This is a genomic window from Telluria sp. ZB2R32 (genome assembly GCF_059685715.1).
In genome coordinates, this window is sequence record NZ_JCASIG010000002.1 from 880,699 (window position 1) to 894,804 (window position 14,106).

At 64.2% G+C, this 14,106-nt stretch carries 13 protein-coding genes; 1 reads left to right on the plus strand and 12 read right to left on the minus strand.

Going from position 1 to position 14,106, the window contains the following annotated elements; genetic code table 11:
- Position 1: 1 nt before the first annotated feature.
- The 12 genes from AC56LG_RS08940 to AC56LG_RS08995 form a co-directional block, all read right to left on the minus strand.
- A complete protein-coding gene (locus tag AC56LG_RS08940; protein WP_497165737.1) occupies positions 2-2,164 on the minus strand; it encodes an HDOD domain-containing protein in 2,163 nt (720 codons plus the stop codon).
- A gap of 285 nt (positions 2,165-2,449) precedes the next feature.
- Complete coding sequence (locus AC56LG_RS08945) at positions 2,450-3,730, minus strand: multidrug effflux MFS transporter (protein ID WP_497165738.1); 1,281 nt, start codon at positions 3,728-3,730, stop codon at positions 2,450-2,452.
- 19 nt (positions 3,731-3,749) lie between these two features.
- Positions 3,750-4,961 (minus strand): THUMP domain-containing class I SAM-dependent RNA methyltransferase, encoded by a 1,212-nt coding sequence (locus AC56LG_RS08950; RefSeq protein ID WP_497165739.1) that lies wholly within the window; start codon positions 4,959-4,961, stop codon positions 3,750-3,752.
- A 303-nt stretch (positions 4,962-5,264) separates the two neighbouring features.
- Entirely contained in the window at positions 5,265-5,678 is a 414-nt protein-coding gene (locus AC56LG_RS08955) for a CopD family protein (protein ID WP_497165740.1), read from the minus strand.
- A 15-nt stretch (positions 5,679-5,693) separates the two neighbouring features.
- Complete coding sequence (locus AC56LG_RS08960) at positions 5,694-6,959, minus strand: glutamate-5-semialdehyde dehydrogenase (RefSeq protein ID WP_497165741.1); 1,266 nt, start codon at positions 6,957-6,959, stop codon at positions 5,694-5,696.
- 225 nt (positions 6,960-7,184) lie between these two features.
- Entirely contained in the window at positions 7,185-8,198 is a 1,014-nt protein-coding gene (holA, locus tag AC56LG_RS08965) for a DNA polymerase III subunit delta (RefSeq protein ID WP_497165742.1), read from the minus strand.
- A gap of 16 nt (positions 8,199-8,214) precedes the next feature.
- On the minus strand, positions 8,215-8,730 hold the full coding sequence (locus tag AC56LG_RS08970) for an LPS-assembly lipoprotein LptE (protein ID WP_497165743.1): 516 nt from the start codon (positions 8,728-8,730) through the stop codon (positions 8,215-8,217).
- Between the two features lie 3 nt (positions 8,731-8,733).
- Positions 8,734-11,379 (minus strand): leucine--tRNA ligase, encoded by a 2,646-nt coding sequence (gene leuS / locus AC56LG_RS08975; protein ID WP_497165744.1) that lies wholly within the window; start codon positions 11,377-11,379, stop codon positions 8,734-8,736.
- Between the two features lie 154 nt (positions 11,380-11,533).
- Positions 11,534-11,749, minus strand: a complete 216-nt coding sequence (locus AC56LG_RS08980; RefSeq protein WP_497165745.1) for a hypothetical protein — start codon at positions 11,747-11,749, stop codon at positions 11,534-11,536.
- Between the two features lie 22 nt (positions 11,750-11,771).
- The gene (locus AC56LG_RS08985) at positions 11,772-12,098 is read right to left on the minus strand and encodes a barstar family protein (protein WP_192056464.1); all 327 of its coding nucleotides are present in this window, start codon (positions 12,096-12,098) and stop codon (positions 11,772-11,774) included.
- Between the two features lie 4 nt (positions 12,099-12,102).
- Entirely contained in the window at positions 12,103-12,924 is an 822-nt protein-coding gene (gene dapB, locus AC56LG_RS08990; RefSeq protein ID WP_497165746.1) for a 4-hydroxy-tetrahydrodipicolinate reductase, read from the minus strand.
- 7 nt (positions 12,925-12,931) lie between these two features.
- The gene (locus AC56LG_RS08995; protein WP_497165747.1) at positions 12,932-13,579 is read right to left on the minus strand and encodes an outer membrane protein assembly factor BamE; all 648 of its coding nucleotides are present in this window, start codon (positions 13,577-13,579) and stop codon (positions 12,932-12,934) included.
- Between the two features lie 78 nt (positions 13,580-13,657).
- On the opposite strand from AC56LG_RS08995, the gene fur reads away from it, so the two are divergent.
- Positions 13,658-14,092, plus strand: a complete 435-nt coding sequence (fur, locus tag AC56LG_RS09000) for a ferric iron uptake transcriptional regulator (RefSeq protein WP_497165748.1) — start codon at positions 13,658-13,660, stop codon at positions 14,090-14,092.
- Positions 14,093-14,106 lie beyond the last annotated feature (14 nt).

Genomic DNA, 14,106 nt, shown 5'->3' on the forward strand with positions numbered 1-14,106 from the left:
CTTAAACAGAACCCAGGGCGCGCGCCGGCAAGGCCGGTGCTGCGCTGGCGCCGGACCATGCCGGCAGCAGAATTTCGAATGCGGTGCCGCCCCTGCCGCTGCGGCAGGCGATCTGGCCGTTCAGCTTGCGCACCAGCCCATGCACGATCGACAGGCCAAGTCCCCGGTGCGCGCCATCCTTGGTGCTGCGCACGGGCGAGAACAGGTTCGCCATCACCTCCGGCGCCAGCCCCGGGCCGTTATCGAGCACGGCCAGTTCGACGTACAGGGTGCGCTCGCGGTGCACGGCGCCGCGGTTGACGATCTTGATGCGCCCGCCGCCGCTGCCGGCCAGCGCCTCGACCGCGTTTTTCACCAGGTTGACCAGGATCTGCTTGAGCAGGTCGGCGTCGCCCTCGACCAGGCGCGCTTCCTCGCCCATGGTGGTGGCGATGTGCACGCTGGCGGGGACGAACTGGCCGGCGCGGAACAGGCGCACCACGTCGTCGACGACCTTGGTTACGTCGAGCGGACGCGGGCCGGTGTCGAGCGGCTTGACCTCGGCCAGGCTGCCGATCAGCTGGCCGACGCGGTCGATCTCTTCGTTCAGCACCGACATCTCGGTGGCCACCGGTTCCTGGCGCGCCAGTTTGCTGTCGAGGACACTCAGGTAATTCTTGATGATCGACAGCGGGTTGTTCACCTCGTGCACCACGCGGCGCGACGCTTCGCGGTATTCCTCGGCCACGCCGGCGAGCTGGCGCCGTGCGTTGCCGCGCTCGGCGATGGCGTTCTCCAATGCGGTCGCCGCTTGCGTGCCGAACGATTGCAGGAAGCGTTCGCGCTTCTGGCAGGCGGCGAGCTGCCAGGCCGCCACGCCGCCGACCATCACGCCCAGGCAGCGGTTGCCGGCCACCAGCGGCAGGCAAACCATGCTGTCGGTGCCGAGCATGCGCAGCAGCTGCTCTTCGGCCAGGCCCAGGGACTGGCCTTCGCGCCGCACATACACCAGGCGCCGCGCCAGCGCGGCCTGGGCAACGCCCTCTTCCCTGCCGCCCTTGTTCAGTGGGATGGCGAATTCGGCGATGCGCTGGGTGCTGCCGCCGGGCGCGCCGACCAGCATCTGGCCGGTCGGGTTCTCGAGGAGGATCACGGTGTTGTCGAAGTCGAACAGGATGCGCGCCGAGCGCGTCATCGATTCGAGCAGGTCGGACTCGCCCTGCTGGCGTGCGAAGGTCTGCCCCACTTCCGACACCAGCACCAGGTTGCGCACCTCTTCCTGCAAGCGCTGCTGGACCGGATCGATGGGCGGCGCGGCATAGGCCGGCGGCGTCGGGATCTCGTCGGCGCCGGCCAGGTCGATGCCGAGGTGGATGGCGGCCTTGTCGACCTGGCGCGCGGCGCCCGCCAGCATGGCGTCCAGTTCGCGCGCATCCAGGCCGCACAGGGCGGCGCCGTCGCCGAGCGCGGCCGCATCGTGCGGGTGGTGCGACATCAGGTGCGCCAGGCGCACGATGCGGATCAGGGGGTGGGCCGACTCCAGGCGCGCGCTCGACTCGTGGTGGTACAGCACGGCGTCGGCCAGGAAGGAATCGAGCTGCCAGCGCTCGATCAGCCAGGCGCCCGCTTCGGTATGGGTGATCTGCAGCGTGCGCTGCTCGACGGCGCACAGGTCTTCGTCGTCGAGGGCGGTGAAGTTATAGGCGTATTCCTTGGGCGCGGTGGCGAGCAGGGCCAGGCGCCCGACGTTGTGCAGCAGGCCGGCGAGATAGGCTTCTTCCAGGTGCGGGTACTCGATGCGGCGCGCGATGTCGCGCGCGATCACCGCCGCGCCGAGCGAACGCTTCCAGAAGGCGCGCAGGTCGGTACTGCCCGAATGCGGAAAACTGTTAAAGGTCTGGAATACCGAATCGCTGATCACCAGCGTCTTGATCATGTCGGTGCCGAGGGCAACCAGCGACTGCTCGAGGTTCACGCCGCGACCGCTGCGGTGATAGGCGGAGCTGTTGGCGACGGCCAGCAGCTTGCCGGTCATGCCGGCATCGTTGGCGATCAGCGCCGCCAGTTCCGGCATGCCAAGGTCGTCCGCCTGCAGATGCCCGATCAGCTTGACGAGTATTTGCGGCATCGCCGGCAGACGGGCAATCAGCAGGCGATTGCGAATATCCTGATCGGGTTGGTGCATTGTCTCGAGCGACGCCACGGAAGGTTTTTTTTCGGGTGGCATTCCCGGCAGGGCTACCACGACAGACATTCACGCCATCTCTTAATAAGAAGGCAATCTACTATGTTGATCTAGATCAAACGGCTGGCTTAGCATATATACATTTCTGAAAGGGAACAATACTTTCCTTGCAAAGTATGTATTTTTAGCAAACCAATGATGTATAGATGTGACGTTTCATTGGACATATGGCAATAAAGTTGCCTTAATCGTTACTTTGGCGTTGACCAGACGGGCGCCCTTGCGTTAGCCGCCTCTGCGCGCCAGTACGCGCCGGTACTTGCGCGCGGTCAGCCAGCACCCCAGCGCCAGCAAGGTAAAACCGGCCTGGCCGAGCGCCAGCGCCAGCACCGAGTGCGACAGCGCCGGTGCGATCAGCCCGGCGACGATCGCGCCCATCAGCGTGACCAGGAAGGACTGGCAGGACGCCACCGTGCCGCGGATGTGCGGGAACAGGTCGAGCGCAAGCAGCGTGGCGCCCGGCGAGATCAGCGAACTGCCGAAGGTGAAGAAGAACATCGGCAGCACGGTCCAGGGCAGCGCCGGCGGCAGCAACAGGTGGTAGCCGACGTTGAAGGTGACGGCGCACAGCATGAAGGCGAAACCGATGCCGATCTGGCGCGCGAAGCTGTACTTGCCGGCCATGCGGTTGGCCGCCATCGAGCCGAGGAAAATCCCGCTCACGGTCGGGACGAACAGCCAGGCGAATTCGGATGGGCCGAGCTTCAAATGCACCGGCAGCAGCACCGGAGAGGCGGTAATGTAGAGGAACAGGCCGGCGAAGTTCAGCGCCGTCACGCCCGCCTTCATGTGGAACAGGAAGGAGCTGAAGATCGCACTGTAGCTCTGCGCCAGGAAGCGCGGATTGAAGGGCTGGCGCTGCGCCAGCGGTATCGTTTCCGGCAGGTGCTTCCAGCATACCCAGCCCAGGATCAGGGTGTAGGCGCACAGCGCCAGGAAGATTGCGCGCCAGTCGAACAGGGTGACGATCCAGCCGCCCATGACCGGCGCCAGCGCCGGCGCGATCGAGAAGATCATCGTCACCATCGACAGCAGCCGCGCCGCCGGCGCATCCGAATACAGGTCGCGGATGATGGCGCGCCCGACCACCACGCCGGCCCCGGCCGAGACCCCCTGCATGATGCGGAACACCCACAGGTAGTGGACGGTGGACGCCGCCGCGCAGCCGAAGGTGCCGATCGCGAACACGACCAGGGCGACCAGGATCACGTTGCGCCGCCCGAATGCATCCGACAGCGCGCCATGCCACAGCACCATGCCGGCAAAGGCCAGCATGTAGGCCGTCAGGGTCTGCTGCACCTCGATGCTCGATGCGTGCAGGTTGGCCATGATCTGCGGGAAGGCCGGCAGATAGGCGTCGATCGAGAACGGGCCGAGCATCGACAAACCCGCCAGCAGGGTTGCCAGGCCGCCGGCCGAGAGCATGACGATCTTGTGTGGCGCCGGCAAGGGCACCGGCACCACCGGGTCTTTCGGCAGCTGGTCGGGGTCGGTCGGTGGCAGCATCGGTGACTTGGTTAATGGCTTAGTTATTGTCCAGTTTCGGCTTGGCTTCCTCGCGGCGGTTGTAGCCGGCCACCATGTCGAAGCGGAACAGGCGGCATTCGAGGGCGCCGTTGAAGAATGGCGTCTTGCGCGCTTCCTTCAAACGCAGCAGCTTGGGCAGCGACAGGTCGGCCGTGAACAGGAACACGGTCCAGCCGGCGAAGCGCTGCTTGAGCGTGGTGCCGAGCGCGGAATAGAACGACACCGCCATCTCGTCCTGTGGAACCGTCGAGTCGCCGCGCACGCCGATGCGCTCGCCGTAGGGCGGGTTGGTCAGCAGGATGCCGGGGCCATCGACCGGCGGATTGACGTGCTGCGCCTCGATCTGTTTCAGCGGTACGTCGAACAGGATGCCGGCGATTTTCAGGTTATGGCGGGTCATTTCGACCATGTCGCCCGAGATGTCCGAGCCGAAGATGGTCGGTTCCGTCGGCAGCACATTTGCCTTGATCGCGGCCTTCATGTCCTGCCATGCAGCGCGATCGAAGTCAGCAAACTTTTCGAAGGCGAAACGGCGGCGCGCGCCGGCCGGGATACCCTGCACCATCTGCGCCGCCTCGACCAGGATCGTGCCCGAGCCGCACATCGGGTCGAACAATGGTACGCCCGGCTTCCAGCCCGACACGCGCAACATGCCGGCGGCGAGGTTTTCGCGCAGCGGCGCGTCGCCCGTCTCTTCGCGCCAGCCGCGTTTGAACAGCGCCTCGCCCGAGGTGTCGAGGTAGATAATAAAATTGCGGGCGTCGAGGAAGCCGACGATGCGCATGTCCGGCTCGCGCGTATCGACCGACGGGCGCTTGTTGAACTGGTCGCGGAAGCGGTCGCAGATCGCATCCTTGATTTTCAGAGTCGTGAATTCCAGGCTTTTCAGCGGCGACTTCACCGCCGTGACGTCGACCCGGATCGTGTGGTCGACGCCGAACCAGTCTTCCCACGGCTGCTCGAGCACCAGGTCGTAGATGTCGTTTTCGTTGTTGTAGCTGCGCTGGCCCATGCGCATCAGCACCCGCGAGGCGATGCGCGAGTGCAGGTTGACGCGGTAGGCGTCGAGCATGGTGCCGGAGCAGTGCACGCCACCGGGGACCTGGTTGTGAACTTTCAGGGTGTCGCTGTGCGCCTGCGCGATTTCAGCGAGTTCTTCGGCAAGCGCCGCTTCCATGCCGCGCGGGCAGGGGCAAAAATAGGAGGTCATGGGGGTACCCTTTGTCCGTTGGTGAAAAATTAAAAAACACCTGGAGCGCCGCCGCTTCAGGTGTGGATGTGTGTTGCGGTGTTCATATGGTAAACCGCGTGGACAAAGTCCACCCTACGAGGTTGTGAAAAAATCGCCATGGCGGCGTTGCGCCGCCTTGCCGTACCCACGTACTGTCTTCGGCGGCGCGCCTTGCCCTGACGATTTTTTCACAACCTCTACGGTTCGTGGCTGTTCGTAGGGTGGGCTCTGCCCACGCGGTCGTACCGTGGCGCACCGCGACGTCCGCCCGGGCTGTGACGATCAGAACGGCTTGACGACCACCAGGATCACGATCAGCACCAGCAGCAGCACCGGCACTTCGTTAAACCAGCGGAACCAGGTGTGGCTGCGCTTGTTCACGCCGGCCTCGAACTTCTTCAGGATCGAACCGCACGCATGATGGTAGCCGATCGCCAGCAGCACCAGCGCCAGCTTCGCATGCAGCCAGCCGCCCTGGATGCCGAAGCCCAGCCATAACCACAGGCCCAGCAGCAGCGCGGGAATCGCCAGCATGGTGGTGAAGCGGTACAGGCGGCGCGCCATGCCGAGCAAACGGGTCGTTGCAGTAACGTCCGTCTCCTGCGCCAGGTTGACATAGATGCGCGGCAGGTAGAACAGGCCGGCGAACCAGGAAGCGATGAAAATGATGTGGAAGGCTTTGATCCAGAGGTACATGCGGTTCCTTGACAGTTAAGTACGTACTTCGCCGTGCCCGAACACGACGTATTTCAATGAAGTCAGCCCTTCCAGCCCGACCGGGCCGCGCGCATGCAGCTTGTCGTTCGAGATGCCGATCTCGGCGCCGAGGCCGTACTCGAAACCGTCGGCGAAGCGGGTCGAGGCATTCACCATCACCGAGGCCGAGTCGACTTCGCGCAGGAAGCGCAGCGCCGCGCTGTAATCCTCGGTGACGATGGCCTCCGTATGCTTCGACGAATAGCGGTCGATGTGGTCCATCGCTTCCTCGATCCCCGCCACCACTTTGATGGCCAGGACCGGCGCCAGGTATTCGGTGCTCCAGTCTTCTTCGGTTGCAGCGGCCAGGTGCGGGTAGCCGGCCAGGATCGCCTGCGCCTCGGCGTCGGCGCGCAGCTCGACTTCCTTCGCCTGGTAGAGCTCCGCCAGTTGCGGCAGCACGACGGGCGCGATCGAACGCGCGACCAGCAGCGTCTCCATCGTATTACAGGTGCCGTAGCGGTGGCACTTGGCATTGAAGGCGATCGGCAGCGCCTTGCCGGGATCCGCCTTGTCGTCGATGTAGACGTGGCAGATGCCGTCCAGGTGCTTGATCATCGGCACCGTGGCTTCCTCGATCAGGCGCGCAATCAGCCCCTTGCCGCCGCGCGGGACGATGACGTCGACGTACTGCGGCATCGTGATCAGGGCGCCGACGGCGGCGCGGTCGACGGTATCGACTACCTGCACCGCGTCCAGCGGCAAGCCCGCCTTGCTGACACCTTCGGTGACGAGCTTGGCCAGCGCGCGGTTGCAGTGGATCGCTTCCGAACCGCCGCGCAGGATCGCCGCGTTGCCGCTCTTGATGCACAGGCCGGCCGCATCGACCGTCACGTTCGGGCGCGCTTCGTAGATGATGCCGATCACGCCCAGCGGCACGCGCATCTGGCCGACCTGGATACCGCTCGGGCGCGATTTCATGTTCGAGATCTCGCCGATCGGATCGGGCAAGGTGGCGATCTGGCGCAGGCCTTCGACCATGGTCGCGATCGCTGCCGGCGACAGCGCCAGGCGGTCGAGCAGCGCCGGCGCCAGGCCGGCGCTGCGCGCGGCGTCGAGGTCGAGCGCATTGGCGGCGGCCAGCTGCGCGGCGTCGCGCTCGATCGCATCGGCAATCAAGAGCAGCGCGCGGTTGCGCGTGGCGCCGTCGGCGCGCGCCATCGCCCGCGCGGCGGCGCGGGCGTTGCGGCCCAGCGTGTGCATGTAGTCGGTGATGTCCATGATCGATTCCAGTGAGCGTTAATTCGCGGGGTGCAGAGCTGTTTCGAGGTGCTGACGTGCGTTGAACGCGTGGGCGGAAAATCCGCCCACCTTACGGGTGTATGCATGCGGATCGATGACGTCTCCCGTAGGGTGGGCACTTGTGCCCACGCGGATGATGAGAACCGATAGCGGCGCACCCGCAGGTCCCGCGACCGATATTTACCATCACCGGTCAACGACCAGTTAGCGCGCCACCTTCAAGGCCAGCTGCAACATCGCATCCCACGCATCCCCCGCGAACGCCTTGGCCCGTAACCCCTTGACCATCTTGTCCACCTGCGCCGCCTCCTGCAGCGCCGCTTCCAGCGTCGGCAATGAAATGCGCCGCAGGGCCGGATCCATCATCCGTTCGCGCGGACCCCAAATGCGGTATTCCTTCAGCAGCGCGCCGAGCGGCCGTCCCTGCGCCATCCCGGCTTTCAATTTTAACAGCGTGCGGATTTCTTCGGAGACGGCCCACAAGACCAGCGGCAGCGCCTCGCCCTCCCCTTTTAACCCCTCGAGCATGCGCGCCAGGCGCGCCGGGTCGCCCATCAGCATCGCTTCCGACAATTTGAAGACGTCGTAGCGCGCCACGTTCAGCACGGCGTCCTGCACCTGCTCGAAACTGAGTTTGCCCGGCTCGTGCAGCAAGCCCAGCTTTTGGATTTCCTGGTGCGCGGCCAGCAAATTGCCTTCCACCCGGTCGGCAATGAAGTCGAGCGCGGGGCGGTCGGCGCTCTGCCCTTGCGCACCCAAACGCATGCCGATCCAGCCCGGCAGCTGCGCCCGTTCCACGTTCGGGATCTCGATATACACCGCGGCCTGCTGCAGCGCCGCCACCCACGACGCCTTGGCCGTCTGCCAGTCGAGTTTCGGCAGCGTGATCAGGGTGAGATTATCGGGGCTGAGGTCCTTGGCATAGGCTTGCAGCGCGGCGCTGCCATCCTTGCCGGGCTTGCCGCTCGGGATGCGCAGCTCGATCAGCTTCTTGTCGCCGAACAGCGACAAGGCCTGGTTCGCCGCCAGCAGCTCTCCCCATTTGAAGGTGCGCTCGACGGTGAGCACGTCGCGTTCGGTGTGGCCGGCCGCGCGCGCGGCGCGGCGGATTTTATCGGCCGCTTCCAGCGCCAGCAGGTGTTCGTCGCTGGTGATCACGTACAAGGGCGCCAGCCCCTTTGCCAGATGGGGCTCGAGCGCTTCAGGCCGTAACTGCATTACCGTCTCGCTGCGCTCATTGCGGCTTCAATGCGGCCAGGCGGCGCATGATCTGCTGCACCAGGTCGGATTGCATGTCGCGGTACAGCAGCGCTTCTTCGCCTTCCTTGGCCAGCAGGGCTTCTTCGCTGAAGGTGAGGTTGCGGCGCAGCGTGATCTCGGTCGGTCCCAGCAGCAAATTGCCGGCGGCGTCGCGCACCTGGAATACCAGCGTGTAGGTGAGCAGGTATTCGCGCACGCGGCCGAGGTTGTTCAGCGACAGCACCGCCTTGTTGCGCGCCTCCGACAGCACCTCGAAGCGCGCCTGCGCCTCCTGTGGCGTGCTGGCGATGACGACGCGGTCGCCGGCGCGCAGGTTGCGCTTGAGCTCATTACCCAGCGGCGAGGCATCCGAAAACGCCAGGTGGATGCTCGAGAACGGCATGTTGTAGGCGCCGTCGGACCCGCGCAGGTGGAAGCCGCAGGCACTCAGGGTCGTTACCAGCAGCAGCGCCGCACAGGCGCGCACGAGGAATGGGGAATGAGCGCGCATGCCTTACACCACGATGTTGACGAGTTTGCCGGGCACGACGATGACCTTCTTCGGCGTGCCTTCGATGAATTTCTGCACCGCTTCGGACGCCAGCGCCGCCGCCTCGATCGCTGCCTTGTCCGCCGCCTTCGGCACTTTCACCGAACCGCGCAGCTTGCCGTTCACCTGGATCATCATCTCGATCTCGGCCTGCTCCAGCGCGGCCGGGTCGACTTCCGGCCACTGCACGTTGAGGATGTCGCCGTGGACTGCGCCATAGCCGAGCTCCTGCCACAGCGCGTGGGTGATGTGCGGTGCGACCGGGTTCAGCAGGCGCAGGAAGATCGAGAAGCCTTCGGCGATGACCGCATCCGAGGCAGCACCGTCCGCCAGCTTGGCCGACTCCAGGGTATTGAGCATCTTCATGCAGGCCGAAACGACCGTGTTGTACTGGATGCGTTTCAGATCGTAGTCGGCCTGCTGCAGCACCTTGTGCACTTCGCGGCGCAGGGTTTTCTGGGCGTCGTCCAGGGTCTCTTTCGATGCGCCCGCAGCCAGCGCAGCGGCGATGCGCTCGCGTTGCGCATAGCCGTAGGCCCAGACACGGCGCAGGAAGCGGCTCGCGCCTTCGACGCCGCTGTTCGACCACTCCAGGGTCTGCTCCGGCGGCGAAGCGAACATCGTGAACAGGCGCGCGGTATCGGCGCCGTATTGTTCGATCTGCGCTGCCGGGTCGATGCCGTTGTTCTTCGACTTCGACATCTTTTCGGTGCCGCCGATCGTGACCGGCTGGCCGTCGGCCTTCAGCACGGCGTTCTGCGGACGGCCCTTGTCGTCGAAGGTCAGTTCGACGTCGGCCGGGTTGAACCAGGTTTTTTTACCGGACGCGTCGTCGCGATAATAGGTCTCGTTCAGCACCATGCCTTGCGTCAGCAGGTTCACAAAAGGCTCGTCGAATGTCACCAGGCCGAAGTCGCGCATGACCTTGGTCCAGAAGCGCGCGTACAGCAGGTGCATGACGGCGTGTTCGATCCCGCCGATGTACTGGTCCATCGGCATCCAGTAATCGTTGCGCGCGTCGACCATGGCGTCGTTCGAACCCGGCGAGGTATAGCGCATGTAGTACCAGGACGAATCGATGAAGGTGTCCATCGTATCGGTCTCGCGGCGCGCCGGCTTGCCGCATTTCGGGCAATCGCACTTGAGGAAGGCTTCGTCCTTGTTGAGCGGATTGCCGGTGCCGTCCGGGACCAGGTGCTCGGGCAGCACGACCGGCAGGTCGGCTTCCGGCACCGGCACCACGCCGCACTCGGCGCAGTGGATCATCGGGATCGGCGTGCCCCAGTAGCGCTGGCGCGAGATGCCCCAGTCGCGCAGGCGGAAGGTGATCTTCTTGTCGCCCAGGTCTTGCGCGGCGAGGTCGCCGGACACGGCGTTCACGGCCGCGGTGTAATCGAGCTCGTCGTACTTGCCGGAGTTGATGGTGCGGCCGTTTTCCTTGTCGCCGTACCACTCGTGCCAGGCATCCAAAGAGTATTCCTGGCCTTCGACGGCGACTACCTGCTTGATCGGTAAATCGTATTTTTTGGCGAATTCGAAGTCGCGCTCGTCGTGGCCCGGCACGCCCATCACGGCGCCGTCGCCATAGGTGATCAGGACGTAGTTGCCGACCCAGACCGGGATCTGCTCGCCGGTGACCGGGTGCGTGACCATCAAACCGGTCGGCATGCCCTTCTTCTCCATCGTCGCCATGTCGGCTTCGATGACGGAACCGAGCTTGCATTCGGCGATGAATGCCGCCAGTTCAGGGTTGTCCCTGGCGGCGTGCTGGGCCAGCGCGTGTTCCGGCGCCACGGCGCAGAAGGTCACGCCCATGATGGTGTCGGCGCGGGTGGTGAAGACGTACAGTTTGCCGTCGTTGATCAGCTCACCGGCATCGTCCATGACGACGTGCGGGAAGGCGAAGCGCACGCCGACCGACTTGCCGATCCAGTTGGTCTGCATGGTGCGCACGCGCTCCGGCCAGCCCGGCAGCTTGTTGTCGACGTGGTCGAGCAGCTCGTCGGCGTAGTCGGTGATGCGCACGTAGTACATCGGGATTTCGCGCTTCTCGATCGGCGCGCCCGAACGCCAGCCCTTGCCGTCGACGACCTGCTCGTTGGCGAGCACGGTCTGGTCGACCGGGTCCCAGTTCACGGTGCCGGTCTTCTGGTAGATGATGCCCTTCTCGAGCATTTTGAGGAACATCCATTGGTTCCACTTGTAGTACTCGGGTTTACAGGCGGTCATCTCGCGCGACCAGTCGATGGCCAGGCCCATCGATTCCATCTGCCCGCGCATGTGGGCGATGTTCGAATAGGTCCACTCGGCCGGCGGCACGTTATTGGCCATCGCCGCGTTCTCGGCCGGCATGCCGAAGGCGTCCCAGCCCATCGGCATCAGCACGTTGTAGCCGTTCATCCGCAGGTAGCGGTACATCACGTCGTTGATCGTATAGTTGCGCACGTGGCCCATGTGCAGCTTGCCGGACGGGTAAGGCAGCATCGAGCAGGCGTAGTATTTACCTTTCGGGAAACGTGGATCGTTCTCGACGGCTTTATAGGCATCGATCGACTTCCAGTACGCCTGCGCGGCCTGTTCTACTTCGGCGGGACTATATTTATCTTGCATGATGATCTGCGGACGGAATGTGGGAAGGGTGGGAGCGGCGAACGCTTTAGCAGAACATTATACTGGTTCATCTTGTACTGCGGCGAAGCGGCATGGGGGCGGTTTTATAGGCATCAGCCCGCGGCGCCGACCGTAGAGGTTGTGAAAAAAATCGTCAGGGCAAGGCGGCGCAACGCCGCCATGGCGATTTTTTCACAACCTCGTAGGGTGGGCTGACGGTTGAAACATGCCGATGCCAGAGCGCGTGCGTCTCGCGGCAGAATTCGTCGACGCCGTGGCGGGTGCCGAACAGGAAGCCGAGCTTTGCGGGGTGCAAGGGCAAGGCGGGCATGACGTAGCGGGAAATCGCGAGGAGGTCGGCGGCGGTCATGGCCGTTGCGGGCGAAGCTTGGTTAGCGCAGCACCAGTTCCAGCGCCGGCTTTTCGCCGTAGTCTTCGTAGCGCTCGTTGATGCCGCCGACGCAGAACACGATTTCGTCGACCAGGTCGGGCAGGCGCGCGCGCAGGGCGGCGCTGTCGGTGATGACGATTTCCAGCACCTCGTTCGGTTGCAGCCGGAACTTGGTCATGTTTTCTTCGTCACGCAGGTAGCTCAGGCAATCGACCCAGGTATCGATGGTGTCGCCCGAAGCGGTATGAAAGCCGAAAGCGCTGCGGCTCTCGGCCAGAAAACTGGCTTCGTTGACGATTGCGGCGCCGTTCAGTTCTGCCACTGCCATTACATCATCCTTTCACGCCGGTGTTCAATGCGAGTACGTCCTGCATGTCGTACAGGCCGTTTGCCTTGCCGGCGATAAAACGCGCGCCGCGCAGGGCGCCGTGGGCGTAGGTCACGCGGCTGCTCGATTTATGGGTGATCTCGATGCGCTCGCCGGTGCCGGCGAACAGGACCGTGTGGTCGCCGACGATATCGCCGCCGCGCACGGTGGCAAAGCCGATCGTCGACGGATCGCGCTCGCCGGTGACGCCTTCGCGGCCGTACACGGCGCAGTCCTTGAGGTCGCGTCCCAGCGCATCGGCGATGACTTCGCCCATTTTGAGGGCGGTGCCGGACGGCGCATCGACCTTGTGGCGGTGGTGTGCCTCGATGATCTCGATGTCGTAGCCTTCGGCAAAACTTTTTGCGGCCAGCTCCAGCAATTTCAGAGTCACGTTCACGCCCACGCTCATGTTCGGCGCGAAGACGACGGCGATCTGTTCGGCGGCGGCGGCGATCGCCGCCTTGCCGGCATCGTCGAAACCGGTGGTGCCGATCACGATCTTTTTGCCGTTGGCGGCGCAATACGCCAGGTGCGCGAGCGTGCCTTCCGGGCGCGTGAAATCGATCAGGCAGTCGGCATTCGCCAGTGCGCGCGCCAGGTCCGATTCGATCGTGATGCCGGTCAGCTGGCCGGAAAAGGCGCCGGCGTCGTGGCCGATGAAGGGAGAACCCGCGACGTCGAGGGCGCCGGCCAGGACGGCGTCGGGAGCTGCGGCGATCGCCTCGATCAGCATGCGGCCCATGCGCCCGCTGGCGCCGGCGACCGCGATTTTCAGTTGCGTCATGACAGTTTTACGGGGTGTTCGTGGAAGTGGCGGGCGTGGCGGGCGTGACCGGTTCGATCGGACGCGCGCTGGCGGCGGCTTCGGCCTTCTTTGCTTCCTTGACGACGTTACGCGCCGGACCGGCGATGCGGGCGATGTATTCGCGCTCGGTCGGCAGGTTGCCGCCTTCGAAGCGCTCGACCACGTCATCCTTGAAGAAAATGCTGACGCGGCTGGTGGTCAGTTCGCCATTGCCGCGCGCCAGATAAAACGGAAAGTCCCAGCGGTCGGCGTGGAACATGTCGGTCAGCATCGGCGTGCCGAGCAGGAAGCGCACCTGTTCGCGGGTCTGACCCACTTTCAGCTGGTTCAGCATTTCTTGCGAAACAAAGTTGCCTTGCTGGATGTCCGGACGGTAAGGCGAGAAGATCCACAGGAATTTCTGCAGCTTGGTGCCTTGCGTCGTTTGCGCACCGGCATTGGCCAGCGAGGCCGACAGGCCGGCATCGCTTTGCAGCGCCGCTGCGGACGTGTTCACCGGTGCGGCCGGCTTGGTCTGGTTGCGCCACGAGGCGCAGCCGGACAGCACCAGCGTGCAGGCAAGGCCCGCGGCGAGCGCGGCCCGGCCCCGGGAAAGACGAACTGCGCGATGGACAACGGCATCAAAGTGACGCATAAGTAACCTCAAACGTTTAAGCGGGAGCTTCCAAAACGCTATATCATAAAGCACTCCGCCCATCTACGAGTAACAAACATGAGTAACAGTCCCACCGACCTGAAGGCGAGCGGCCTGAAGGCGACCCTGCCACGCCTGAAGATCCTGGAAATTTTCCAGAATAGCGAAGTGCGGCACCTGACGGCGGAAGACGTCTATAAAATCCTGCTGGCCGAAAACATGGACGTCGGTCTGGCCACGGTCTACCGCGTGCTGACCCAGTTCGAACAGGCCGGCCTGCTGAACCGCAACCACTTCGAAACCGGCAAGGCGATCTACGAACTGAACGCCGGTTCGCACCACGACCACCTGGTCTGCCTCGACTGCGGCCATGTCGAGGAATTCTTCGACGAAGAAATCGAATCGCGCCAGAACAAGATCGCCGTCGAGCGCGGTTTTAAAATCGCCGAGCACGCGCTGGCGATTTACGGACATTGCATCAAGCCGGCGTGTCCGCATCGGAATGGCGGGTGATGGTAACTTGCCTG

Bases quoted from the DNA above. Each gene is read 5' to 3' on its own strand.
- AC56LG_RS08970 (WP_497165743.1), bottom strand. From the start codon at position 8,730: ATGCGCGCTCATTCCCCATTCCTCGTGCGCGCCTGTGCGGCGCTGCTG.
- fur (WP_497165748.1), top strand. From the start codon at position 13,658: ATGAGTAACAGTCCCACCGACCTGAAGGCGAGCGGCCTGAAGGCGACC.
- AC56LG_RS08950 (WP_497165739.1), bottom strand. From the start codon at position 4,961: ATGACCTCCTATTTTTGCCCCTGCCCGCGCGGCATGGAAGCGGCGCTT.
- AC56LG_RS08980 (WP_497165745.1), bottom strand. From the start codon at position 11,749: ATGACCGCCGCCGACCTCCTCGCGATTTCCCGCTACGTCATGCCCGCC.
- holA (WP_497165742.1), bottom strand. From the start codon at position 8,198: ATGCAGTTACGGCCTGAAGCGCTCGAGCCCCATCTGGCAAAGGGGCTG.
- AC56LG_RS08960 (WP_497165741.1), bottom strand. From the start codon at position 6,959: ATGGACATCACCGACTACATGCACACGCTGGGCCGCAACGCCCGCGCC.
- AC56LG_RS08995 (WP_497165747.1), bottom strand. From the start codon at position 13,579: ATGCGTCACTTTGATGCCGTTGTCCATCGCGCAGTTCGTCTTTCCCGG.
- AC56LG_RS08945 (WP_497165738.1), bottom strand. From the start codon at position 3,730: ATGCTGCCACCGACCGACCCCGACCAGCTGCCGAAAGACCCGGTGGTG.
- AC56LG_RS08955 (WP_497165740.1), bottom strand. From the start codon at position 5,678: ATGTACCTCTGGATCAAAGCCTTCCACATCATTTTCATCGCTTCCTGG.
- dapB (WP_497165746.1), bottom strand. From the start codon at position 12,924: ATGACGCAACTGAAAATCGCGGTCGCCGGCGCCAGCGGGCGCATGGGC.
- AC56LG_RS08985 (WP_192056464.1), bottom strand. From the start codon at position 12,098: ATGGCAGTGGCAGAACTGAACGGCGCCGCAATCGTCAACGAAGCCAGT.
- AC56LG_RS08940 (WP_497165737.1), bottom strand. From the start codon at position 2,164: ATGCACCAACCCGATCAGGATATTCGCAATCGCCTGCTGATTGCCCGT.
- leuS (WP_497165744.1), bottom strand. From the start codon at position 11,379: ATGCAAGATAAATATAGTCCCGCCGAAGTAGAACAGGCCGCGCAGGCG.